The sequence below is a fragment of the Streptomyces sp. NPDC002328 genome (assembly GCF_042890065.1).
In the GTDB taxonomy this organism is placed as follows: Bacteria; Actinomycetota; Actinomycetes; order Streptomycetales; family Streptomycetaceae; genus Streptomyces.
The window spans coordinates 1195494-1217326 of the sequence record NZ_JBIARQ010000001.1 but is presented as its reverse complement, the minus strand read 5'-3'; the positions used below and the strand labels follow the sequence as shown (position 1 = coordinate 1217326).

21 protein-coding genes and 1 tRNA gene are annotated in these 21833 nt (G+C 70.3%); 4 read left to right on the top strand and 18 right to left on the bottom strand.

The annotated features are described in order from the left end of the window. Together ACFYX4_RS05375 and ACFYX4_RS05370 are read right to left on the bottom strand one after the other, a co-directional pair. Positions 1 to 1329 (bottom strand): extracellular solute-binding protein, encoded by a 1329-nt coding sequence (locus ACFYX4_RS05375; protein WP_389326107.1) that lies wholly within the window; start codon positions 1327 to 1329, stop codon positions 1 to 3. A gap of 345 nt (positions 1330 to 1674) precedes the next feature. Then, positions 1675 to 1806 carry a hypothetical protein gene (locus tag ACFYX4_RS05370; RefSeq protein ID WP_389326104.1) on the bottom strand — a complete coding sequence of 44 codons (132 nt, stop codon included), beginning with the start codon at positions 1804 to 1806 and terminating at the stop codon, positions 1675 to 1677. 270 nt (positions 1807 to 2076) lie between these two features. Here ACFYX4_RS05370 and ACFYX4_RS05365 point away from each other — a divergent pair, with 270 nt between their 5' ends. Continuing rightward, the gene (locus tag ACFYX4_RS05365) at positions 2077 to 3132 is read left to right on the top strand and encodes a LacI family DNA-binding transcriptional regulator (protein WP_389326101.1); all 1056 of its coding nucleotides are present in this window, start codon (positions 2077 to 2079) and stop codon (positions 3130 to 3132) included. 14 nt (positions 3133 to 3146) lie between these two features. Here the strand turns inward: ACFYX4_RS05365 and ACFYX4_RS05360 are convergent, their stop codons facing one another. The 4 genes from ACFYX4_RS05360 to ACFYX4_RS05345 form a co-directional block, all read right to left on the bottom strand. Continuing rightward, the gene (locus ACFYX4_RS05360; protein WP_389326098.1) at positions 3147 to 3929 is read right to left on the bottom strand and encodes a hypothetical protein; all 783 of its coding nucleotides are present in this window, start codon (positions 3927 to 3929) and stop codon (positions 3147 to 3149) included. A gap of 257 nt (positions 3930 to 4186) precedes the next feature. Then, positions 4187 to 4378: a hypothetical protein gene (locus ACFYX4_RS05355; protein ID WP_389326095.1), complete on the bottom strand. Its 192-nt coding sequence runs from the start codon at positions 4376 to 4378 to the stop codon at positions 4187 to 4189. Continuing rightward, positions 4375 to 4569, bottom strand: a complete 195-nt coding sequence (locus ACFYX4_RS05350; RefSeq protein WP_389326092.1) for a hypothetical protein — start codon at positions 4567 to 4569, stop codon at positions 4375 to 4377. Before ACFYX4_RS05350 ends, ACFYX4_RS05355 begins: the two co-directional genes overlap by 4 nt. Next, entirely contained in the window at positions 4566 to 4961 is a 396-nt protein-coding gene (locus tag ACFYX4_RS05345) for a hypothetical protein (RefSeq protein WP_389326090.1), read from the bottom strand. The genes ACFYX4_RS05350 and ACFYX4_RS05345 overlap by 4 nt, the downstream gene beginning before the upstream one ends. Before the next feature lie 190 nt (positions 4962 to 5151). On the opposite strand from ACFYX4_RS05345, the gene ACFYX4_RS05340 reads away from it, so the two are divergent. Then, positions 5152 to 6381: a helix-turn-helix transcriptional regulator gene (locus ACFYX4_RS05340; protein ID WP_389326087.1), complete on the top strand. Its 1230-nt coding sequence runs from the start codon at positions 5152 to 5154 to the stop codon at positions 6379 to 6381. On the opposite strand, the gene ACFYX4_RS05335 is transcribed toward ACFYX4_RS05340, so the two are convergent. The 5 genes from ACFYX4_RS05335 to ACFYX4_RS05315 form a co-directional block, all read right to left on the bottom strand. Then, positions 6362 to 7024, bottom strand: coding sequence for an HAD family hydrolase (locus tag ACFYX4_RS05335; protein WP_389326084.1), 663 nt, complete (start codon positions 7022 to 7024; stop codon positions 6362 to 6364). The genes ACFYX4_RS05340 and ACFYX4_RS05335 overlap by 20 nt on opposite strands. A 134-nt stretch (positions 7025 to 7158) precedes the next feature. Next, positions 7159 to 7231 (bottom strand) — tRNA-His (locus ACFYX4_RS05330). A 107-nt stretch (positions 7232 to 7338) separates the two neighbouring features. Continuing rightward, on the bottom strand, positions 7339 to 7941 hold the full coding sequence (gene orn / locus ACFYX4_RS05325; protein WP_389326081.1) for an oligoribonuclease: 603 nt from the start codon (positions 7939 to 7941) through the stop codon (positions 7339 to 7341). A 150-nt stretch (positions 7942 to 8091) separates the two neighbouring features. Then, entirely contained in the window at positions 8092 to 9420 is a 1329-nt protein-coding gene (locus ACFYX4_RS05320) for a helix-turn-helix domain-containing protein (RefSeq protein WP_389326078.1), read from the bottom strand. A 377-nt stretch (positions 9421 to 9797) separates the two neighbouring features. Next, positions 9798 to 10226, bottom strand: coding sequence for a hypothetical protein (locus ACFYX4_RS05315; protein WP_389326075.1), 429 nt, complete (start codon positions 10224 to 10226; stop codon positions 9798 to 9800). Between the two features lie 377 nt (positions 10227 to 10603). Between ACFYX4_RS05315 and ACFYX4_RS05310 the strand changes: the two genes are divergently transcribed. Then, positions 10604 to 11131: a universal stress protein gene (locus ACFYX4_RS05310; RefSeq protein WP_389326072.1), complete on the top strand. Its 528-nt coding sequence runs from the start codon at positions 10604 to 10606 to the stop codon at positions 11129 to 11131. A gap of 383 nt (positions 11132 to 11514) precedes the next feature. Here ACFYX4_RS05310 and glmS read toward each other — a convergent pair whose 3' ends face one another. Together glmS and ACFYX4_RS05300 are read right to left on the bottom strand one after the other, a co-directional pair. Beyond that, a complete protein-coding gene (glmS, locus tag ACFYX4_RS05305; RefSeq protein WP_389326069.1) occupies positions 11515 to 13332 on the bottom strand; it encodes a glutamine--fructose-6-phosphate transaminase (isomerizing) in 1818 nt (605 codons plus the stop codon). A 24-nt stretch (positions 13333 to 13356) separates the two neighbouring features. Next, entirely contained in the window at positions 13357 to 13614 is a 258-nt protein-coding gene (locus tag ACFYX4_RS05300) for a hypothetical protein (RefSeq protein WP_389326753.1), read from the bottom strand. A 373-nt stretch (positions 13615 to 13987) separates the two neighbouring features. On the opposite strand from ACFYX4_RS05300, the gene ACFYX4_RS05295 reads away from it, so the two are divergent. Then, positions 13988 to 15592, top strand: coding sequence for a purple acid phosphatase family protein (locus tag ACFYX4_RS05295; protein WP_389326066.1), 1605 nt, complete (start codon positions 13988 to 13990; stop codon positions 15590 to 15592). Between the two features lie 33 nt (positions 15593 to 15625). On the opposite strand, the gene ACFYX4_RS05290 is transcribed toward ACFYX4_RS05295, so the two are convergent. The 5 genes from ACFYX4_RS05290 to desA all read right to left on the bottom strand — a co-directional run bounded on the left by ACFYX4_RS05290 (position 15626) and on the right by desA (position 21741). Continuing rightward, on the bottom strand, positions 15626 to 16603 hold the full coding sequence (locus ACFYX4_RS05290) for a DUF4429 domain-containing protein (RefSeq protein WP_389326063.1): 978 nt from the start codon (positions 16601 to 16603) through the stop codon (positions 15626 to 15628). A 72-nt stretch (positions 16604 to 16675) separates the two neighbouring features. Next, a complete protein-coding gene (locus ACFYX4_RS05285; RefSeq protein WP_389326060.1) occupies positions 16676 to 18457 on the bottom strand; it encodes an IucA/IucC family protein in 1782 nt (593 codons plus the stop codon). Next, positions 18454 to 19017, bottom strand: coding sequence for a GNAT family N-acetyltransferase (locus ACFYX4_RS05280; RefSeq protein WP_389326057.1), 564 nt, complete (start codon positions 19015 to 19017; stop codon positions 18454 to 18456). The genes ACFYX4_RS05285 and ACFYX4_RS05280 overlap by 4 nt, the downstream gene beginning before the upstream one ends. Continuing rightward, on the bottom strand, positions 19014 to 20318 hold the full coding sequence (locus ACFYX4_RS05275; RefSeq protein ID WP_389326054.1) for a lysine N(6)-hydroxylase/L-ornithine N(5)-oxygenase family protein: 1305 nt from the start codon (positions 20316 to 20318) through the stop codon (positions 19014 to 19016). The genes ACFYX4_RS05280 and ACFYX4_RS05275 overlap by 4 nt, the downstream gene beginning before the upstream one ends. After that, complete coding sequence (gene desA / locus ACFYX4_RS05270; RefSeq protein WP_389326051.1) at positions 20275 to 21741, bottom strand: lysine decarboxylase DesA; 1467 nt, start codon at positions 21739 to 21741, stop codon at positions 20275 to 20277. Before desA ends, ACFYX4_RS05275 begins: the two co-directional genes overlap by 44 nt. Positions 21742 to 21833: the final 92 nt, after the last annotated feature.

Here is a 21833-nt window from a genome sequence, read left to right as displayed (position 1 = left end):
TCACTTGTCCAGGTTGTTGTCGATGGTCTTCGTCGCCGTGTCCCAGGCCTCCTTCGGCGACTTGCCCTTCGTCACGAGGATGACGCCGTTGTCGCTCAGACCCTGCTGGATGATCTGGTCCTTCGGGCCGATCACCTGGACCGGAGCGGCCTTCGCGGCCTCGGCGAAGATCGTGCCGATGTTGGCGCTGCCGGTCATCTCGTTGGTGGCGCCGGTGACTTCGGGCATCGTGTACGCGCTCGGCGCGCTCGGGAAGGAGCCCTGCACCTTGAACAGCTTCGCCTGCTGCTCGGGCGCGGTCAGCCAGGCGACCAGCTTCTCGGCCTCCTTCACGTTCTTGCCGCTGGAGGGCACGCCCAGGAAGGAGCCGCCCCAGTTGCCGGACTTGGGCGCCACCGCGACGGCCCACTTGCCGAAGGAGTCAGGCTTGGACTTGCCCTTGAGGGTGCCGAGCATCCACGGCGGGCAGGCGACCGTGGCGAACTTGCTGTTCGCGATCGTCTGGTCCCAGGCCGGCTGGAACTGGGTCTGCGCCTGGACGAGGCCCTCCTGGGCGGCCTTCGCGGTGAGGTCGAAGCCGGCCTTCACGGCCGGGTTCGTCTTGTAGATGACCTCGCCGGCGGAGTCGTAGAATTTCTCCTTCTCACTGCTGAGGACTGCGTTGAGCAGACCGCCGGGTGAGTCCATGAAGAACGTGCCCGAGGGCGCCTTCGCCTTGTACTTCCGGCCGGTGTCGAGGAACTTGTTCCAGTCGCCCGCCCACAGCTTGCCGACCTCCGCGGGGTCGGTGGGCAGACCGGCCTGTTGGAAGAGGTCGGTGCGGTAGCAGATGGCCATCGGGCCGACGTCGGTGCCGAGCCCGATCGTCTTGTTCTCCTTGTTGGTGGCCTGCGCCCACTTCCAGTCCAGCCAGTTGCTCTTGTTCACGCCCGAAACCTTGGACATGTCCTGGAACCGGTTGGCCTGGGTGGCCGTCACCTCGGAGATGTTGGCGACTTCGATGGCCTGCACGTCCTGGAGGCCGCTGTTGGTGGTGAGGTGGTTGAGGAGCGCCGGGTAGTAGTTCTCGTTCCGCTCGATGACCGTCTCGGCGATCTTGATGTTGGGGTTGAGCTTCTCGTACTCGGCGTAGAGGCCGGCCTCTTTGAAGCCCATGGTGCCGAAAAGGCCCAGCGTGATCTTGGTCTTGCCCTTGCCGTCCTCGGACGAGGATCCCTTGGGACCCTCGTTGCCGCCGTCGTCGGCACAGCCGGCCAGCAGCCCGGCGCCCAGCGTCGCGACGGCCGCGAGGACCAGCGCCTTGCGGGCGGTTCGGGTACGTGCTCGCATTGCGTCCTCCTGTTGCCCTGACGTGCCGACCCCCCGGCCAACTGCATTGTTGGGCCCGTTAGTTTCTCGCTGCGGCTCGGGCGGGGAACGTGCGGGATGTGTATGTGTCAGGTACCGTGGGAGCGCTCCCACAAGTGATGTGTTGAAGAGTCGCGGGTTCGGGCGGGGGTGTCAAGGGTGGGGGCGCGGAAGGGTGTGTTCAGTTATCGGCCTGTTAACTAACTCGGGGGATGGGTGGTTTTCGGCCGGGGAGTCGGTGACCGGAGGTGTGGATGCCGAGGGTGTTGGCGGCCGGAGGCGTGGACGCCGAGGGTGTCGAGACCGAAGGCGCGGATGCCGAAGGTGTTAGGGGCCGGAGGCGTGGACGTCAAGGGTGTCGAGACCGGAGGCGCGGATGCCGAGGGTGTCGATCACCGGGCGGCCGGCGACGGAGGCGGCGGCCTCGGCGGGCGGCGGCCCCGGCCGGACGGCGGCCACGGTTGGCGGTGGCCCTGGCGGGCGGTGGCCCCGGCCGGGCGGCGGCCACGGTAGGTGGCGGCCCTGGCGGGCGGCGGCCTCGGCGGGCGGCGGCCCCGGCCGGACGGCGGCCACGGTTGGCGGCGGCCTCGGCGGGCGGCGGCCCCGGCCGGACGGCGGCCACGGTGGGCGGTGGCCCTGGCAGGCGGCGGTCACGGTGGCGGTCGGGCGAACAGGCGGGACTGTTAGATTCCAGGCCAGCGGGATGACGACGGCGGGAAGGCGGAGCTCATGGCAAGCCACGGAGCGCGGAGCCGGAGCGGTGGCCGGCCCACCCTCGAGGAGGTGGCCGCGCGCGCCGGCGTGGGCCGGGGCACGGTGTCCCGGGTCATCAACGGTTCGCCCCGGGTCAGCGACGCGACCCGCGCGGCGGTCGAGGCGGCGGTCGCCGAACTCGGGTACGTCCCCAACACCGCGGCCCGCGCCCTCGCCGCCAACCGCACGGACGCCATCGCCCTCGTCGTGCCCGAGCCGGAGACCCGCTTCTTCACCGAACCGTACTTCTCGGAGATCCTGCGCGGCGTCGGCGCCGAACTCTCCGACACCGAGATGCAGTTGCTGCTTATCTTCGCGGGCAGCGACCGTGAGCGGCGACGCCTGGCCCAGTATCTGGCGGCCCACCGGGTGGACGGCGTCCTGCTGGTCTCCGTCCACGCGGACGACCCCCTGCCGGACCTCCTCGCGCAGCTGGAGATCCCGGCCGTGATCAGCGGCCCCCGCTCCGCCGCGGAGACGCTGCCGTCCGTCGACTCCGACAATTACGGCGGCGCCCGCTCCGCCGTCGAACACCTGCTCGCGCGGGGGTGCCGCAGGATCGCGCACATCACGGGCCGCCTGGACGTCTACGGCGCTCAGCGCCGCGTCGACGGCTACCGCGACGCGCTGCGCGACGCGGGGCACGAGGTGGAGGAGGGGCTCATCGAGCCGGGTGACTTCACCGAGGAGGGCGGCCGCCGCGCGATGGCCGACCTTCTCGCCCGTACCCCGACCCTCGACGCGGTCTTCGCGGGCTCCGACGTCATGGCGGCCGGCGCGCGCCAGACCCTGCGGGAGGTGGGCCGCCGTATCCCGGACGACGTGGCCCTGGTCGGCTACGACGACTCGGCGATCGCCCGCCACATGGACCCGCCCCTGACCAGCGTCCGCCAGCCCATAGAGGAGATGGGCCGCCGGATGCTGGACCTCCTCCTCACAGAGATCGCGGACCGCCGCCCGGCGGTCTCCCGCGAACTGGAGCGACGCCAGGTGGTACTGGCGACGGAACTGGTGCTGCGGGCGTCGTCGTAAGGGGGGACCGAGCCTCAGCAGGACTCCTCGAACTTGACGGCGGTGAAGCCCACGGGCTGACCGTCGAGCGCGGCGCCGGCCGCCGGGGTCTGGGTGCAGACCTTCCAGTTGGACTCGACGATGATCAGTCGGTCGTCCCCGGACGCGTCGTCGACGGTGATGCTGGTGCCGCTGTCGAGGGCCTGGCGGGCGACCTTGACGGACTTGCCCACAAAGTCGGGCATCGTCGCCCCGGCCTCCTTGACGGGGCCCGCGTCCTGGGCCGGGCAGGACTCCTCCAGTTTGACCGCGCCGAAGTCGATCTCGGCGTCCGTGGGGTGCTCACCGGCCGCGGGCGACTGGGAGCACACCTTCCAGTTGCGGTCGAAGGCCTGGAACCGCCCGCGGCCGAGCGCGTCGTGCGAGGTCAGGTAGAAGAACCCGGCGGCCTGGGCCTGATCCTGGGCGGACTGAAGCCCCTTGCCCCGCAGGTCCGGCAGGCTCGCGGTCTCGGCCGCGACGCTCGTCGCCGCCTCCGGCTCGGTCTCCGCCTTGGGCGCGGCGGCGGGCGCGCTGCTCGCGACGGCGGGGGCGCTCTTCTCCGTCTTGCCGGCGGATACGTCCTTGCCGTCGCTGCCACTGCCGCCGCTGTCACCACCACCGACGATCGCGCCGATGACGGTAATGACGACGAACAGAGCGAAGACACCGAGACAGCCGAAGCCGACGATCTTCCCGGGAGAGGTCTTCTTTGGCGGCGGCGGCCCCCACACCGGCTGCTGGGGCGCTCCGTATCCGGGCTGGTGGTGCTGGCTCATGGTCTCCCCGAGGCATGAATGACGATGTGCGCCTGTACGACTCGTGGAGGAGTTGTGCGGTTGCGGCGATCACGACGGATTAACCGGAACGTGATCTTCGGGGCGCTTCGGGTGCCTCGTGCGGCGGCTGCCATCCCACCGTCATCGGCGGGGGTGCAGAACAGCCTTACCGGAAGTCATGGGACACGACAGCGCCCTCCACGAGGGAGGACACGGGTCGTGTCCTTCGCCTGCGTCTGTTTCGCAGGCGAAGGAGATCAACGGGCTGTCGCCGCGCGATGCTTGTGGTGTCGGCGCATGCGAACGTTGCAGTCCGACACCTTGGAGTAATCGCCCTTCGCCTGGGCGGCCGCGCGTTTTTCGGCCAGGGCTGCGCAGGTGGTGCAGCCCGGCACGGGTGAGGGTGGGGCGGTGGGTAGCTGCAGGAGGTAGGAGACGGCCACGGTCATCGCCGCGCTCCCCTGCGGGCACGGGACCAGGCCCGGTACAACTCGGTTCCGGTCGGGCACCCGAGCCCGGTGTCGTCCCGGGTCGCCTTGCACTCCGTGCATCCCAGCGAGTGGTCGGCCATGGCGAGGAACGCCGTGCGGACGCCGGCGTCCACGGCGCGGACCGCACGCTGCACGGGGCCGCCGCTCAAGCCGTGGCCTCCACCGGCTCGACGACCCGTGTACCGAACGCGTCCGCGATGGCGGCCCGCAGCGCTTCGGCGTCGGTGAGCCACCTGTCATGGCTGGGGGAGATCCTCCAGTGCACGCCCGGCCCCTCCATGCGTCGCGTCGGGGGGATCGTCAAGGTGCTGCCCTCGCCGAGAGCCCGGGTGTTCACCGCGTCCCACTCAGCGGCGGTGCCCACCTCGGTGAAGAAGTACACGGCGGAGGAGATCGGGTCCTCGACGACGGCACCGCAGCGTCGGCCCAGGATGCCGAGCGCGGCGAGACCGACGCTGCGAGGGACTCGGATCGCGTCCCACTCCTGGCCGGCGTCGTGCAGGGTGCAGCCTGCGGCGGACGGTAAGGGTGTCGTCGGCATTCGTGGACTCCTCGGCATCAGTGGTGGTCAGCGCATACAAGCGTGGCCCTCGCTAGAAGCGATTCCGAGGACTTTAAAAGGTCTTCTTGCCGCCTCGAATGGGACTTTCCTTGAGGCGTACGGAGGATAACTGGTCAACGACAGGGCCTTTGGGGACACTTGCCGCAGTGCTCGACACGGAGGTGCAGCAGTGGCACGACCTACGGGTAACACCCGCCTCAAGGCGGCGCGCGTGGCCGCCGGATACCGCTCTCAGCAAGCCCTCGCCGACGCTCTTCAGGTCGGCGTCCGGCAGGTCCGCCGGTGGGAGTCCGACGCTCCACCGTGGCCGCAGCCCGAGGTGGGACAGGCCCTCACGCGCGCGCTCGGGCAGGATCTGGAACAGCTCGGATTCATCCCACCGGGTGGTGGTGCCCGCGTCGACCGCGGCCGCCGCACCGTCCTCGCGGCCACGACCGCCGCTGTCGGGCTGGCCGCGGTCCCCACACTGGCCGTCGCTGTGCAACCCGCTTCGGTCGCGCAGGACTTCGAAGCGGTGACGCGCTCGCATCGCCGCCTTTACTGGTCCGTGGCCCCCGCCACCCTGCATCCCGCTGCGATCTCGCACGCCACCCTCGGCTGCGCTCTGCTTCCCGAGACGGCCGGCCGGACACGGCAGCGCACGGCGGCCGCGCTCGCTGAAACGTGGCTGCTGGCAGGGCGGATCGAGTTCTTCGACCTGCGCGACGCCGTCCGTGCCCAGCAGACCCTGCTCCGCGCGCTCCAAGCCGCGGGCGAGGCTGATGACCCGCTGCTCGGATGCGCGATCCTCGCGCACACGGCGTTCATCCCCGCGTGGGCGGGTGACCGGGAGGCCGCCGTCGAGCGGATGGTGGCTGCGCGGACGTACGCCCGCCGAGGCCCCGCTCCCGCCGAGCTGCTCGCGTGGCTGGACGCGGTCGAGGCCGAGTGCGAGACGCGGTGCGGGCACACCCGCACAGCGCTCCACCTGATCGGGCACGGCGAGGGCCTCCTCGCCGCGGGCAGCGGCCACCCGGTTCCGGAGTGGCTCGACTGGTTCAGCCCCGTGCGGCTCGCCGCCTTCAAGGGCAACACCCAGCTGCGCGCCGGTCACCTGCCGCAGGCCCGCGAGACGCTGCTCGGCGTCCTGGACACACTCGGCCCCACCGGCGAGAAGCAGACCACGGTGATCCTCGGCGACCTGGCCGCCGTTGAGACCGCAGCCGGCGACCCGGAGGCCGCCTGCGGTTACGCGATCCGCGCGCTCGATCAGCTGGAGCGCACGTGGTACGCGATGGGCATGGACCGGGTGCGGGAGGTGCGGCGCGCGCTGGCGCCGCATCAGCACGAGCGGTGCGTGCGGGACCTCGACGACCGGCTGTACGGCTGGTCGACGACGGTCAGCGCTCTCGCTCGTTGACGTCGCGGATGAGGCCGGGCAGGTCGAGGAGGCTCTCTACCCGGAAGGTCGGGAGTTTCTCGGCTTCCTCGGTGTGCCACTGGATCGTCGCCCACGGGCCTCGACGCACGAGCGCGGTGTGCATGCCCGCAGCGGCGGCGGGGCGGATGTCGTTGTCGACGCGGTCGCCGACGTACAGCATCTCGTCGACCGCGGCCGGGACCACCTCGGCGACGCGCTCGAAGAACGCCCGGTCCGGCTTCGAGGCTCCCCAGTCGTCGGAGGTGCCGATCAGGTCGACGTCCTGGGTGAACAACTGCCGAAGGATCCGGCCGGCGCGCACGGTTTGGTTGCCGGCGATGCCGAGCCACAGGCCGTCCGCGCGCAGGGCCGCGAGGGCGTCGCGGACGTCTGGATACAAGTCGGTCTCACCGAAGTGCTCGGGCTTGTCGGCCTCGGCACGGCGCTCGCGTTCGGCGTAGAGGTCGAAGCCGGGCCGGAATTCCTCGAACACCTCGCGGTAGTCGCGGCCTTGGGCGATGACGGCACCGAACATCGCCGCAAAGGTGTGGCGGGGCACGCCGAGCCAGTCGGCCCAGGTGCCGTACTCGGTGGTCTCGTCCACGAGGCATTCGCCGACGTCGAAGATCACAGCGCGAATCATGCGGGCAGAGTATCCGGGCACGACGAAGCGGTCGGCCTGGTCGCCGTTCTCGCATATGAGGGTGCGCTCACGCCAAGGAGGGGGAAACGATCAAGGCCTGCTCCGCTTTCGCGGGGCAGGCCTTGATCTGTCAGGGTGAGTGACGGGACTCGAACCCGCGGCATCCTGGACCACAACCAGGTGCTCTACCAGCTGAGCTACACCCACCATGACCGGCGGTTCACTTGGTGGTTCACCGACCGGCCGAGAAAAAGTGTACAGGGTCCGAAGGGGTGCTCGCGCACGGCTTTTCCGGGGGCCCTGTCGGGGGGTCGCTACCGTTCGGTGACGACGTGCTTCGCGGCGATCTTCTTCGCCGTGTCGGAGTCCGGGCCGGGCTGCGGGACGAAGACGGCCTCGCGGTAGTAGCGCAGTTCGGCGATGGACTCGCGGATGTCGGCGAGGGCGCGGTGGTTGCCGTTCTTCTCGGGGCTGTTGAAGTAGGCGCGCGGGTACCAGCGCCTGGCCAGCTCCTTGATCGAGGAGACGTCCACGATCCGGTAGTGGAGGTAGTCCTCCAGGGTCGGCATGTCGCGCAGCAGGAAGCCGCGGTCCGTGCCCACGGAGTTCCCGCACAGGGGCGCCTTGCCGGGTTCCTTGACGTGCTCGCGTACGTACGTGAGCACCTGCTCCTCCGCGTCGGCCAGCGTGGTGCCGGCGGCGAGCTCGTCGAGGAGTCCGGACGCGGTGTGCATCTGGCGCACGACGTCCGGCATCGTCTCCAGCGCCGCGTCCGGCGGGCGGATGACGATGTCGACGCCGTCGCCGAGGACGTTCAGCTCGGAGTCGGTGACGAGGGCGGCTACCTCGATGAGAGCGTCGTCGGACAGCGAGAGGCCGGTCATCTCGCAGTCGATCCACACCATGCGATCGTTCATGCGACCACCCTAAGGCTGACGTCCGCCGTTGCCATGCCCCCGGTGCCGACGACTGCCTCGGGGACGGAGGACGGGACGGGACGGGACGGGACGCACGGAATGGGCGGGGGCGGCGGGGCGGGGACGATCCCGGCCCCGCCGCCCCCGCCGTCACATCCCGCTACGCGGTCCCGGCAGACTCGCCCGCGGTCCCGCGAACGCGTCCCGTCCGTGCAGCTGGCCGTGCTGGCCGTGCTGGCCGTGCTGGCCGTGCTGACCATGTTGGCCGTGCTGGCTGTGCTGGCCGTGGTCCGACGAAAGCGCCGTCGCCGTGGCCGACGCCACGTGCGGGGCCGGTGCCGGCGGGCCCGCCGTGCGGCGCACCTGCGGCGGCACGCCCGCCTCCGGATGGAACCCGCCCGCTCCCGGCCCCGCAGAAACCGGCGCAGGCGGCTCGCTGTCGGCCGGCGGCCGGTCGCCCTGCGGACGCCGCGCCCGGTACGCCGCCCGGTAGGCCGCCGGCGACGAGCCGAGCTGCCGCCGGAAGTGCCCGCGCAGCGCGACCGGCGAGCGGAACCCGCACCGGCCCGCGACCTCGTCGACGGAGTAGTCCGACGTCTCCAGCAGCCGCTGCGCCTGGAGCACCCGCTGGGTGATCAGCCATTGCAGCGGCGCGCTGCCGGTCAGCGACCGGAAGCGGCGGTCGAAGGTCCGCCGGCTCATGTAAGCGCGCGCGGCCAGCGTCTCCACGTCGAACTGTTCGTGGAGGTGTTCCAGCGCCCAGGCGACGACCTCCGCGAGCGGGTCGGCGCCGATCTCCTCCGGTAAAGACCGGTCGAGGTAGCGCTCCTGGCCGCCGGATCGGCGCGGCGGCACGACCAGACGCCGGGCCAGCGCGCCCGCCGCCTCGTTGCCGTGGTCCGTCCGCACGATGTGGAGACAGAGATCGATTCCGGCCGCCGTGCCCGCCGACGTCAGGACGTCGCCGTCGTCGACGAACAGTTCTCGCGGATCGACGTGCACCGACGGATAGCGCTTGGCCAGCGTCGGTGCGTACATCCAGTGCGTCGTGGCCGGACGGCCGTCCAGCAGGCCCGCCGCCGCCAGCACGAACGCGCCGGTGCACAGACCCACTATGCGGGCGCCCTCTTCGTGCGCCCGGCGCAGTGCGTCGAGCGCGTCCGCAGGCGGCGGGGAGGTGATAGAACGCCAGGCCGGCACGACGACCGTGCCGGCCCTGGATATCGCCTCCAGGCCGTGTGGTGCGGTGAGTTCCAGGCCCCCTGTGGTCCGCAGCGGGCCGTCCTCGCCGCCGCACACCAGCAATCGGTAGCGCGGCACGCCGGCGTCCTGGCGGTCAATCCCGAACACCGACAGCGGAATGGAACTCTCGAAAATGGGGCCGCCGCTGAACAGCAGCACCGCGACGATCTCCTTGCGGCGTCGCCCGGACAGTTTCCGGGCCGCGGTTTCCGGCGCGGCAGTGGAGTCGTGGCTCATCCTGCTAAGCCCCCCTCGGTGGTCGCGGCTCCTCGGTTGTGTCGCTCCTGCACGTTTCCCCTCGGTCCTGCACGAGTCCCCCGCCGTAGACAGTCAAGATCGAATCTACTGTGTCGCGTGATGCCGGCGTGGCCAGTTCAGCACCCGGCAGATTGTCGACATGGCAACTTGGCGTGAAGCATTCGATCACGAAGCGTTGCACTCACGGGCCGTGCAGGGAAGTGCGCCTTGTCGCAGTGGCCAATCCACGTAGGGTGCGCGGGGCCTCCCAGACCCTTTTTCCGCAGGTGGAACGGGGGGTGAGGGGTACTCAGGGCAAGGGGTGCGGGGGTCTTGGAAGTTGGCTGAAAACCGACGGGCGCGTGCGTGAAAACCGGTCAGCCGACCGGTGAGCTTCCGCCGCTGTGACGACCGCCACGGCGCGGCCCGCCCCCGGGGCGGTGACGGCGTCCCCGCCGGGGCCCGTACGACGCCTGCGCACCCCGGGTCACCTGGGAATCCTGGGGTTTGTGGGACTCTGGGGATCCAAGAGACCCAGGGGACTCGGGGGGCTGCTGGGGCTCCTGAAGGTCGCGGGTTTCGTGTGCGTACCGCTCCGAGCGGCGCAGCAGCAGCCGGCAGGCGCCCGTGACGGCGGCCAGGCCCAGCGCGGTGCCGGCGGCGCCGGCGAAGGAGGTGCCGTACCAGAGCAGGACCACCGGGACCAGGACGCAGCTGAAGGCCGCCCAGCGGATCAGGTCGGTGGTCCGTTCGGTGGTCCGGTCGTCGTCGGGGTGGTCCTCGGGGGCGGGGTGGGACGGAGGCATGGGGGCGGGCTCTCCCTGGGGCGGTGGCTCAGGGGGTTCAACGCCTGCCCGACGGGTCGGTCACTCCTCTTCGACGTATCTTCGGCGTACTCGATCATCCACACCTCACGCCGGGAGCGACGCATCGATCGGCCGCCCCGTACGCCGGGGATAAATGAATCCTGTGCAAACCGCCTGTACGGGGCAGCAACCATTGCGTTACGGGCGGCCCCTCGTGCATGCTCCCTGGAACCCCCCAGGGGACGTCCGCGGGATCTGGGCCAACGGGGCTTGCCGCCGTACCCTTGAGGGTATGGGCCTGGGAAGGCGATTCCCGGACACGCTCCGCCGCTCCCGCTCGTCCCATCCGTAGCAAGGATCTATACGCCGAGACAGCCATGGCCGGTCACGAATTCTTCGAACCCGCGGACCGCAAGCGGCCCGTCGCCGATCCCACGGCGGCCGAGCCCCTGGCGGCGGAAGAAGCACGCCCCTCCTGCGATCCCGCTTTCAAGCACGGCGTCGTCGTCGGCTTCGACGGTTCCACCTCCAGTGAGCGCGCCCTCGCGTACGCCATCGGCATGGCTCACCGCTCCGGCTCGGGCCTGATCATCGTGCATGTGGCCAACCGGCTGCCCACCACGGTGTGGGCGGGCTGCGAGCCGCCGGTCTTCGTCGACGTGCCGGACCATCGCACCGAGGTGCTCGGTCTGGAGCTGGCCTGCGCCGACTACCTCTCCGAGGTGCCCTGGATCCTGGTCGAGCGCGGCGGTGACATCTGCCACGAACTCGAAGAGGTGGGGCGGGAGTACGAGGCCGACGCGATCGTCGTCGGCTCGACGCACGGCATCGTCGGGCGGATCTTCGGCTCGGTCGCCGGGCGGCTCGCCAAGCGGGCGAAGCGGCCCGTCATCGTCATCCCGTAGCCCCAACGGGCGCTTCCCGCCGGTGAGATGAGCCCGGCCCTGCCCGGCGCCCCGTCGGCGTCGCTCCCGACGCCCCGTCAGTGACGTTCCCGACGCACCGTCAACTCCCGTGCGCGCCGCACGAATCTACTCGCGCGTAGGGGTGTTCGCGTCCCTGCTCCGGGCATATACCGTGCACCGCACGCCGGTCGAGGCGGCGGGCAGGACGGCGACGCGCTGCCGGCCGGGGGGTGATGGCCACCGGTCGTTCGCAGCGCCGGCCGGGGCGTCGGGCGGCCCCGGCGTACGAGGGCGGGCCCCGCGTGACGGGGTGGCATCACGTGGGGCCCGCTTCTCACTTCGACGAATCGACCGCTAGACCGCTCGACGACTCGACCGCTCGACTACTCGACCGTGACCGACTTGGCCAGGTTGCGCGGCTTGTCGATGTCCCGGCCCAGGGCCTTCGCCGTGTAGTAGGCGAGCAGCTGGAGCGGGATGCCCATCAGGATCGGGTCGAGCTCGTCCTCGTTCTTCGGGACGACGATCGTCTGGTCGGCCTTCTCCTGGCACTCGTGGGCCACCGCGAGGATCTTGCCGCTGCGGGCCTTGATCTCCTCCAGGGCGGCGCGGTTCTTCTCCAGCAGGTCGTCGTCGGGGACGATCGCGACCGTCGGCAGGGCCGGCTCGATCAGGGCCAGCGGGCCGTGCTTCAGCTCGGAGGCGGGGTAGGCCTCGGCGTGGATGTAGGAGACCTCCTTGAGCTTCAGGGAGGCCTCACGGGCCACCGGGTAGCCCCGGACACGGCCGATGAAGAGCATCGAGCGGGCCTCGGCGAACTGCTCGGCCAGCTTCTCGATCTCGGCTTCCTGCTCCAGGATCTCCGCGATCTGGCCGGGCAGCTTGCGCAGCCCCTCGATGATCCGCTTGCCGTCGCGCACCGACAGGTCGCGGGTGCGGCCCAGGTGCAGCGCGAGCAGCGCGAAGGCGACCGTGGTGTTGGTGAAGCACTTCGTCGAGACGACGCAGACCTCGGGACCGGCGTGCACGTAGATGCCGCCGTCCGCCTCGCGGGCGATCGCCGAGCCGACCACGTTGACCACGCCCAGCACCCGCGCGCCCTTGCGCTTCAGCTCCTGGACGGCGGCCAGCACGTCGTACGTCTCGCCGGACTGGGAGACGGCGATGTACAGGGTGTCGGGGTCGACGACCGCGTTGCGGTAGCGGAACTCGGAGGCGGGCTCGGCGTCGGCGGGGATGCGGGCCAGCTCCTCGATCATCTGGGCGCCGATCATGCCCGCGTGGTACGAGGTGCCGCAGCCGAGGATCTTCACCCGGCGGATCTGGCGCGCCTCGCGGGCGTCCAGGTTGAGGCCGCCGAGGTGCACGGTGGAGAAGCGGTCGTCGATACGGCCGCGCAGCACGCGGTCCACGGCGTCGGCCTGCTCGTGGATCTCCTTGTGCATGTAGGTGTCGTGGCCGCCCATGTCGTAGGAGGCGGCCTCCCACTCCACGGTGGTGGGCTCGGCGGTGGTGCGGGTGCCCTCGGTGGTGTAGGTGCGGAAGTCGTCGGCCTTGAGGGTGGCCATCTCGCCGTCGTCGAGGGTGACGACCTGGCGGGTGTGGGCGACCAGGGCGGCGATGTCCGAGGCGACGAACATCTCCTTCTCGCCGATGCCGAGGACGACCGGCGAGCCGTTGCGGGCCACGACGATGCGGTCGTTGAAGTCGGCGTGCATCACGGCGATGCCGTAGGTGCCCTCGACCACGCGCAGCGCCTCGCGGACCTTGTCCTCCAGCTTGTCGGCCTGCGAGCGGGCGATCAGGTGGACGAGGACCTCGGTGTCGGTCTCGGAGAGGAACTCGACGCCGTCCGCCTCCAGCTTGCGGCGCAGGTCGGAGGCGTTGTCGATGATGCCGTTGTGGACGACGGCGACCTTGAGGTCGGCCGACATGTGCGGGTGGGCGTTGACGTCGGAGGGGGCGCCGTGGGTGGCCCAGCGGGTGTGGGCGATGCCCGTGGTGCCCTTGAAGCGGGCCGGGACCTTCGCCTCCAGGTCGCGGACGCGGCCCTTGGCCTTGACCATCTTCAGGCCGGCCGTCTTCGGGGAGGTCACGACCAGGCCCGCCGAGTCGTAGCCGCGGTACTCCAAGCGCTGGAGGCCCTCCAGGAGCAGCGGGGCGACGTCACGCTTGCCGATGTATCCGACGATTCCGCACATAAAAAGGTATCCCCAAGCTTTCGATCAGCCGTAGACGATGCGCCGCAGCTGCCGGAGCGTGAGCTCCGGCGGGGCGACCGCACGGTATTTCAGGTCCGCCTCGATCCGTCCGAAGATCTCCGCGTTGACCAGGCCCCGGGCCTGGAGTTCGCGGTGGCGGCGACGGACGTAGTCCTCGGTCGTCTCGTCGAAGTAGGCGAGCACGTCCTGGACCACCCGCAGCGCCTCGCCCCGCTGGAGGGGCGTGGAGCGCGTCAGATGATCTACGAGTTCGTCGTGCACCCGGTAGATCCTGGGGTACCGGAGCCGGTTTCGCAAGAATCCTGCCCGATTCCGGGCAATCGCTTGTGGACGATCTTTGGGTCAGGGCCTGTCCGGCGGATCAGGTCGCAGGGAATCGGCGGTGGCTGATCAGCGCGGGTGAGCGGGGCTCGGTGCGTCCGGCTGCAAGGCGGAGGAGGGAGTCGACGCGGAGCGTCGGCGACCGACGACAACGCCGCAGACGGGCGTGCCGAGCCCCGCGTCTGCGGCATGATCCGCCGGACAGGCCCGAACGTTGAATCTCTCATGAGTGCCTGTTCGTGAGCCGTCCATCCCTCCGCCCGCGATTCGTTGCCCGGGGGGACGAGTTTCAGACGCCATGGACACTCCTCGCATGGGCGTACCCGAGCGGCTCGCCGCCCGCATGAGCATGGCCGAGCAGCACGAGTACCTGCGCTCCCGGTTCTCCCGGCGCACGATGATCAGAGGCGGCGCCGTCACGCTGGGCGCCGTCGCCGGTGGCGCGTTCGTCCCGGCCGCCACCGCACAGGCCGCCGGCACCACCTCACAGGCCGCGGGCGCCACCGCGCAGGCCGGCGTGCCGACCCGGACCTTCACCGCCGCCGCGGCCGTCGACGGCGCCCTCGTCGCCCCCTTCGGCCGCCACCTCGCCTTCGGCAACGACCCCCGCACGGAGATCGGCGTCTCCTGGCAGGTCCCGCTCCCGGTGAAGCGGCCCTTCATCCGGATCGGCACCCACGCCTCGCACCTCTCCGTCAAGATCGACGCCGAGGTGCGCACCCTCTTCACCCCGGCGGGCGTCGGCGCCAGCGGTGATCACACCCAGTACTACGTGCACGCGAAGCTCACCCACCTCAAGCCCGGCAGGACGTACTTCTACGGCGTCGGCCACGACGGCTTCGACCCGGCCGACCCGCGCTTCGCGGGCACCGTCGGCACCTTCACCACCGCCCCCGCGCACAAGGAGCCGTTCACCTTCACCGCCTTCGGCGACGAGGGCGTCAGCTACCACGGGCTGGCCAACAACAGCCTCCTCCTCGGCCAGAACCCCGCCTTCCACCTGCACGCCGGGGACATCGCCTACGCCGACCCGTCCGGCGCGGGCAAGACCTCCGACGCCGGCTTCGACTCCCGCGTGTGGGACCAGTTCCTGTACCAGACGGAGTCCGTCGCCAAGTCCGTCCCGTGGATGCCGGCCTACGGCAACCACGACATGGAGGCCTGGTACTCGCCCAACGGCTACGGCGGCGAGGAGGCCCGCTGGAACCTCCCGGACAACGGCCCCGACCGCAAGAACCTCCCCGGCGTCTACTCCTTCGTCTACGGCAACACGGCGGTCGTCTCCCTCGACGCCAACGACGTCTCCTTCGAGATCCCGGCCAACCTCGGGATCTCCGGGGGCACCCAGACGAAGTGGCTGGAGGCGCAGCTCAAGAAGTACCGCGCGGCGAAGGACGTCGACTTCATCGTCGTCTTCTTCCACCACTGCGCCTACTGCACCTCCACCGCGCACGCCTCGGAGGGGGGTGTGCGCCAGGAGTGGGTGCCGCTGTTCGAGAAGTACACCGTCGACCTGGTCATCAACGGCCACAACCACCAGTACGAGCGCACGGACGTGATCAAGGGCGGCGCGGTCACCCGCGAACTCCCGATCGGCGGCACGGCCTACCCCGAGAGCGACGGCGTCGTCTACGTCACTGCGGGCGCGGCGGGCCGCAGCCTGTACGCCTTCACCGCCCCGCTGTCGTACGAGGGCCACGAGAACGACGTCGATTCCGTCGCCTCGTTCGTCAACACCAAGGAGGGCAAGCAGAACGAGACCGTCGCCTGGTCGCGGGTGCGCTACCTCGACTACTCGTTCCTGCGCGTCGACGTCACCCCGGCCGCCAAGGGCCGCACGGCCACGCTCATGGTGCGCGGCATCGCCGAGAGCGGCGAGCGGGTCGACCACTTCACGGTGGCCCGCACGGCGAAGTAGGCGGGGCGCACGGTCAGGCGGCGCGGGCGGTCCTCACAGCCGTCTGAGGACCGCCTGCTTGGCCATCGCGAACTCCTCGTCCGTCAGCACCCCGTCGCGGTGCAGCTCGCCCAGCTCGCGCAACCGCCGCAGCAGCGCGTCATGGTCGTCGTCGGGGGAGGCGGGGGAATCGGGGGAGGCGGGGGAGGCGGAAGACGCGGCAGGAGCGGCGGACGCGGCGGCCCCCGCGTTCCCGGCGGCCCCCGCGGTGACCGCGGCCGTCCGGTCGCGCGGCTCGGCCCCCGGCGCGGGCACGGCGTCCTGCGGCGCGCCCGAGGGATGCGGCAGCCGCGCCTGCACCGCCGCCGCGACCAGAGCCATCAGCGGGTCCTTCTTGAACCCCCACAACTCCACCGCGTTCGGGTCGTACTTGGGCGGCGCCTTCGTGGCCGCGTTGCGGACGGTGAAGCGCAGATGACCGTTGCCCAGGCCCGCCGCGGGATGCCAGTCGACGGCCGTGATCTCGGCGACCGGCAGACTGCGGGCGCCGGCGGCGGCCTTGGCCTCCTCCGTCTTCCAGTTCCACTCCAGCCGCACGCGCTCGCCGTCGAAGCTCGCCGTGCCGTCCCCCGCGGACACCGACAGCGGCACCGAAGGCCCCGGCAGCAGATAGGACTCCGCCGGGCCGGTGGGGACCTGGTCCAGCAGCAGCGCGTTGCGCACCTCGTCGACGAAGTACTCGGCGACGCCGTAGCGGTCGCTCTCGACGAGCAGTTGATAGGGGTCGTGGGGCTCGGTGAGCCGGCCGCCCGTCGCGAGCAGCAGCGGGTCGGCGCCGTCGCGCAGCCGTATTCTGAGCCGTCCGGTCTTCTTCCCCTGCTCGAACGAGATCCCCGCCAACGCGCCCAGCGGGACGACGAGTTCGCCGAGGGTCCGGCGCAGCAGACCGACGTTCTTGTCCCTCCCCGGAGTCAACCGCAGGGCGTCGCCGTCGAAGACCCAGGTACCGTCCTTCTGGATGATTTCCGCCATGGGGGGATTCTTTCAAAGACGGCGACGGGCGCCCCCCGAGGACCGTACTCGGGGGGCGCCCGTCTGTCTTGATCAGAACCCCGCGACGGGATTTTCCAGGGTTCCGATCAGCTGGAGGGCGCCCGACGGGTCCGCCAGGTCCACCATCTGCTCGTTGTTGCGCAGTTGGAGCCGGTTGAGGCAGGACAGCGCGAACTCGGGCGCGAACATGTCGTACTGCGCGAACTTCTCGGCGAGTTGGGGGTTCGCCTCCTGGTAGGCGCGGGTGACCTCGGCGACCGTGCGCCAGAAGTCGTCCTCCTCCAGGACCCCTTCGGCGGCGAGGTCCGCGGCGAGGAAGCGGAAGAAGCAGTCGAAGACGTCCGTGAAGATCGACAGCAGCTTCTTGTCCTCGGGGACCTCCACCCGGATGCGCCGCACCTCGGGCGGCAGCACCGCGTCCGGGTCCATCACCGCGATCTCCTCGGCGATGTCCTTGTAGATCGCCCGCTGCACGACCCCGTCCCGCAGGACCAGGATGGTGTTCTCGCCGTGCGGCATGAAGACCAGGTCGTAGGCGTAGAAGGAGTGCAGCAGCGGGGTGTAGTAGGCCTCCAGGTAGTGGCGCAGCCACTCCGTGGGCGCCAGACCCGACTGCTCGACCAGCGCGCCGGCCACCGACCTGCCCATGTGGTCCACATGGACCAGCGAGGCCATCGTGGCGAGCGACTCGCCGTCCTCCAGGGACGGCACCGGGCTCTCCCGCCACAGCGCGGCCAGCATCTTGCGGTACGGCGAGTAGCGGTCCGTCGCGGCCTCGTACTCCAGGTGCCGGTAGCCGACGGCCGCCCGCTCCCGGATGATCGACAGGCCTGCCGACTTCAGCACCGGGTCGTTGTCGATGAGCTGCGCCAGCCAGTCGTTGATCGCCGGGGTCGCCTCCATGTACGCCGCCGAAAGGCCGCGCATGAAGCCCATGTTGAGGACGGACAGCGCCGTCTTCACATAGTGCTTCTCGGGGTGCGAGCTGTTGAAGAACGTCCGGATGGACTGCTGCGCCAGGTACTCGTCCTCGCCCTCGCCCAGGCACACCAGGTTCCCGCGGGCGACCTCGGCGGCGAAGGTGACGGCGAGCTTGTTCCACCACTGCCAGGGGTGGACGGGGATGAGCAGGTAGTCGGCCGGGTCCAGGCCCTGGCCGGCGAGCTGCCTATCGAACCGCTCGACCGTCTCCGCGCCCAGCTCCTGCCGGACGAAGGACTCGTACTCGATGCCGACGCCCGCCGTGAAGGCCGCCCGTGAGCGGTGCGCGGCCAGCCACACCAGCCGGACCGGGCTCGCCGTCTCGGGGGCGTACGACAGGTACTCGTGGACGCCGAAGCCGAGCCGGCCGTTGTTGGCGACGAAACAGGGGTGGCCCTCGGTCATCCCGGTCTCGATGGTCTGGAAACCGCTGCGCGCGAGCTCGGCGGAGGTGAGCTGCGGCTTGGTGAGCTTGTAGCAGGTGCCGGAGAGGGTGGAGGAGATCTCCTCCAGGTAGACCGGCAGGATCTCGTCGCTCAGGCCCAGCGTCTTCTTCAGCTCGATGAAGAAATCCAGGGCGGCGAGCGGGAGTTCGGCCCCGTCCCGGGTGCGGGTGATGGAGTCGGCGTCGACCTGCCAGTGGTCGAGGGCGCGCCGGACGGCGGTGTAGCGGTAGGCGGTCAGACCGTCGTCGCTGCGGACGACGTACTGGTCGCCGCCCTCTTCCTGCGCCTTGGGCGTGATCAGCCGCTCGTGCGCGAACTCCGCGAGGGCTTTGCGCACCAGCAGTCGGTTGGCCTTCTCCCAGCGCTCGGGGGAGAGGTGGGCCACGGCGTCGGCGAGGCGGCTCATGCGGCCACCCCCGTCGCGGCGGCGAACTGCTCCCGCGTGCAGAAGCTCAGCAGCGCCTGCTTCTCCGGCTTCTGGATCTCCCGCTCCGCGACGAAGCCGACGGCCTCGTTCAGGGCGTGGACGGCGGTGTTGGAGACGTCCGGCTCGACGACGACGCGCCGCACCGCCGGGTCCTCGAAGAGGCGCGCCATGACGGCGGTGATGACCGCGCGGGTGAAGCCGTGCACGGGCCGGTCGGTGGGGGCGACCAGGAAGTGCATGCCGACGTCGCCGGGCTGCGGCTCGTAGAGGCCGACCAGCTCGCGGTGGGCCGGGTCGTAGTACTCCATGAGGAAGGCCGGCGCGTCGCGGTGCAGTCCGAGCAGCGCGTGGTGGTGCTCGTCGGCGGCTATCTCCATGTACGCCCGCTCGACGTCCACGAGCGTGGCGTCCTGCATCATCCAGTAGGCCGCCTTGGGGTGTGTCACCCAGGCGTGCAGCAACTCGGCGTCTTTCAGGGGGTCCAGAGGGCGCAGGGTGAGGGCGCCGGTGTCGGTGAGGGTGCCGGTGGTGGGGGTCATACGGCGAACTCCTGGAACGCGATGGTCTTTTCGACCGGGTAGTACTCGCTGCCGAGCAGCTCTCGGATGATGTAGCTGTTGCGGTAGGCGCCCATGCCGAGGTCGGGCGAGGTGATGCTGTGGGTGTGCACGCCCGCGTTCTGGAGGAACACGCCCCGGCCGGTGGTGTCGATGGCGTAGTTGCGGGCGACGTCGAAGTTGCCCTGGGAGTCGTAGCGCAGTCTGTCGCGGACCGGCGCGAGGAACTCCGGCTCGGCGTAGGCGTAGCCGGTGGCCAGGACCAGGCCCTCGGAGGCCAGCTCGAACTCCTTGCCCTGCTCCTCCTGGCGGAAGGCGAGGGTGTACGTGCCGTTCTCGTACGTCGCCCCGCCGAGGGCGGAGTTGGTGAGCAGCCGGGTGGGGACCGGACCGCCGAGGTTCTTCTGGTAGAGCAGGTCGAAGATCTCGTCGATGAGGTCGCCGTCGATGCCCTTGAACAGACCCTTCTGCTGCGAGGTGAGCCGGTAGCGGGTGGCCTCCGGCAGCTCGCGGAAGTAGTCGATGTACTCCGGGGACGTCATCTCCAGCGTGAGCTTGGTGTACTCCAGCGGGAAGAAGCGCGGGGAGCGGGTCACCCAGTTCAGCTGGTAGCCGTGGACGTCGATCTCGCTGAGCAGGTCGTAGTAGATCTCGGCGGCGGACTGGCCGGAGCCGACGATCGTGATCGACCGCTTCTTCTGGAGCTCCGCCTTGTTCTGCACATAGCGGGAGTTGTGGAAGAAGTCGCCGCCCAGACCGCTGACCGCCTCCGGGTAGTGCGGCGAGGTGCCGGTGCCCAGGACCAGACGGCGGGCGCGGAACTCCTCGCCGGCGGTCGTCCGCACCACGTAGACCTCGTCCTCGTACGTGATCTCGGAGACCGTCGTGGAGAAGCGGACGTTGCTCAGCCTGCCCGCGGCCCAGCGGCAGTAGTCGTCGTACTCGACGCGCAGCGGGTAGAAGTTCTCGCGGATGTAGAACGAGTACAGCCGGCCCTTCTCCTTCAGGTAGTTGAGGAAGGAGTACGGCGAGGTCGGGTCGGCGAGGGTGACCAGGTCCGACATGAACGGCGTCTGGAGGTGGGCGCCGTCGAGGAACATGCCGGCGTGCCACTCGAAGTCGGGCTTGGAGTCCAGGAAGATCCCGTCGAGCTCGGCGATCGGCTCGGTGAGGCAGGCCAGGCCGAGGTTGAAGGGGCCGAGCCCGATGCCCACGAAGTCGTAGGTCTTTTTCGTGGTGTCAGGAAGCGCGGTCAAGGGAGTCTCCCAGGTACTGCTCGGCATGGCCGGCGATCAGGTCGAGGACGGCGGCCATGTCGGCGGTCGTGGTCTCGGGGTTGAGCAGGGTGAACTTCAGGTAGTGGCGGGCGCCCACCTTGGTGCCCGCGACCACGGCGTCGCCGGAGGCGAACAGGGCCTTGCGGGCGTAGAGGTTGGCGCGGTCGATCTCGGCCGGGTCGGTGACGGCCGCGGGGATGTAGCGGAAGACCAGGGTCGACAGCGACGGCTCGACGACGACGTCGAAGCGCGGGTCGGCGGCGAGTAGTTTCCAGCCCTCGACGGCGAGGTCGCAGACCTCGTCGAAGAGCTGGCCGATGCCGTCGGCGCCCATGGTGCGCAGGGTCATCCACAGCTTGAGCGCGTCGAAGCGGCGCGTGGTCTGGAGGGACTTGTCCACCTGGTTGGGGATACGTTCCTGCACCATCCGGCGCGGGTTCAGGTACTCGGCGTGGTAGGTGGCGTGCCGCAGCGTGGCCGCGTCGCGCACCAGCACCGCGGAGGAACTCACCGGCTGGAAGAAGGACTTGTGGTAGTCGACGGTGACGGAGTCGGCGCGCTCGATGCCGTCGATGCGGTCCCGGTACTTCACCGAGGCGAGCAGGCCGCAGCCGTAGGCGGCGTCGACGTGCATCCAGGCGCCGTACTGGGAGCACAGCTCGGCGATCTCGGGCAGCGGGTCGATGGAGCCGAAGTCGGTGGTGCCGGCGGTGGCGACGACGGCCATGGGGATGAGGCCGGCCTCGGTGCAGCGCTCCAGCTCACGGGCGAGCGCGACGGTCTGCATGCGCTTGTCGTGGTCGACGGGGAGGGAGACCACGGCGTCCTGGCTCAGGCCGAGCAGTTTCGCGGACTTCTTCACGCTGAAGTGGCTGACCTCGGAGGCGAAGATGCGCAGTTTGGCGAGCGAGGCCGGCCCCTCCCACCCGTCCCGCCCCGGCTTGGCCTCCTCACGGGCGAGCAGCAGCGCCTGGAGGTTGGACTGCGAGCCGCCCGAGGTGAACACGCCGTCGGCGGCGGGGCCGAGGCCGATGCGCTCGGTGGTCCAGTCGATCAGTTTGCGCTCGATGAGGGTGCCGCCGGCCGACTGGTCCCAGGTGTCCAGGGAGGAGTTGACGGCGGACAGGACGGCCTCGCCCAGCACGGCGGGGATGACGACCGGGCAGTTGAGGTGCGCGAGGTAGCGGGGGTGGTGGAAGTAGATCGCGTCGCGGAGGTAGACCTCCTCCAGCTCGTCCAGGACGGCCGCGGTGTCGTGCAGGGGCTTGTCGAGGTCGATCCCCTCGATGCGGGGAGCGAGGGCGTCGACCGAGACGCCGGTGAACGGACGGTCGGTGGCGGCGAGTTTGGCGGCCACCCGCTCGACTCCTTCGGTCACGGAGCGGCGGTACTGCTCCGCGGTCGTGTCATTGAGCAGGTGCGAGCGCATGGTGGGGGTCCTCCGGGTGGGGACGGTCCGCTTGCGAAACGGACACAGGGGGCGGAACCTCGGATTCAACTTAGGCAAGCCTAACCTAAGTT

Excerpts from the sequence above, each read along its gene's own strand:
- ACFYX4_RS05375 (WP_389326107.1), bottom strand. The coding sequence starts at position 1,329 with ATGCGAGCACGTACCCGAACCGCCCGCAAGGCGCTGGTCCTCGCGGCC.
- ACFYX4_RS05365 (WP_389326101.1), top strand. The coding sequence starts at position 2,077 with ATGGCAAGCCACGGAGCGCGGAGCCGGAGCGGTGGCCGGCCCACCCTC.
- ACFYX4_RS05360 (WP_389326098.1), bottom strand. The coding sequence starts at position 3,929 with ATGAGCCAGCACCACCAGCCCGGATACGGAGCGCCCCAGCAGCCGGTG.
- ACFYX4_RS05355 (WP_389326095.1), bottom strand. The coding sequence starts at position 4,378 with ATGACCGTGGCCGTCTCCTACCTCCTGCAGCTACCCACCGCCCCACCC.
- ACFYX4_RS05345 (WP_389326090.1), bottom strand. The coding sequence starts at position 4,961 with ATGCCGACGACACCCTTACCGTCCGCCGCAGGCTGCACCCTGCACGAC.
- ACFYX4_RS05335 (WP_389326084.1), bottom strand. The coding sequence starts at position 7,024 with ATGATTCGCGCTGTGATCTTCGACGTCGGCGAATGCCTCGTGGACGAG.
- orn (WP_389326081.1), bottom strand. The coding sequence starts at position 7,941 with ATGAACGATCGCATGGTGTGGATCGACTGCGAGATGACCGGCCTCTCG.
- ACFYX4_RS05320 (WP_389326078.1), bottom strand. The coding sequence starts at position 9,420 with ATGAGCCACGACTCCACTGCCGCGCCGGAAACCGCGGCCCGGAAACTG.
- ACFYX4_RS05315 (WP_389326075.1), bottom strand. The coding sequence starts at position 10,226 with ATGCCTCCGTCCCACCCCGCCCCCGAGGACCACCCCGACGACGACCGG.
- ACFYX4_RS05310 (WP_389326072.1), top strand. The coding sequence starts at position 10,604 with ATGGCCGGTCACGAATTCTTCGAACCCGCGGACCGCAAGCGGCCCGTC.
- glmS (WP_389326069.1), bottom strand. The coding sequence starts at position 13,332 with ATGTGCGGAATCGTCGGATACATCGGCAAGCGTGACGTCGCCCCGCTG.
- ACFYX4_RS05295 (WP_389326066.1), top strand. The coding sequence starts at position 13,988 with ATGGGCGTACCCGAGCGGCTCGCCGCCCGCATGAGCATGGCCGAGCAG.
- ACFYX4_RS05290 (WP_389326063.1), bottom strand. The coding sequence starts at position 16,603 with ATGGCGGAAATCATCCAGAAGGACGGTACCTGGGTCTTCGACGGCGAC.
- ACFYX4_RS05285 (WP_389326060.1), bottom strand. The coding sequence starts at position 18,457 with ATGAGCCGCCTCGCCGACGCCGTGGCCCACCTCTCCCCCGAGCGCTGG.
- ACFYX4_RS05280 (WP_389326057.1), bottom strand. The coding sequence starts at position 19,017 with ATGACCCCCACCACCGGCACCCTCACCGACACCGGCGCCCTCACCCTG.
- ACFYX4_RS05275 (WP_389326054.1), bottom strand. The coding sequence starts at position 20,318 with ATGCCGAGCAGTACCTGGGAGACTCCCTTGACCGCGCTTCCTGACACC.
- desA (WP_389326051.1), bottom strand. The coding sequence starts at position 21,741 with ATGCGCTCGCACCTGCTCAATGACACGACCGCGGAGCAGTACCGCCGC.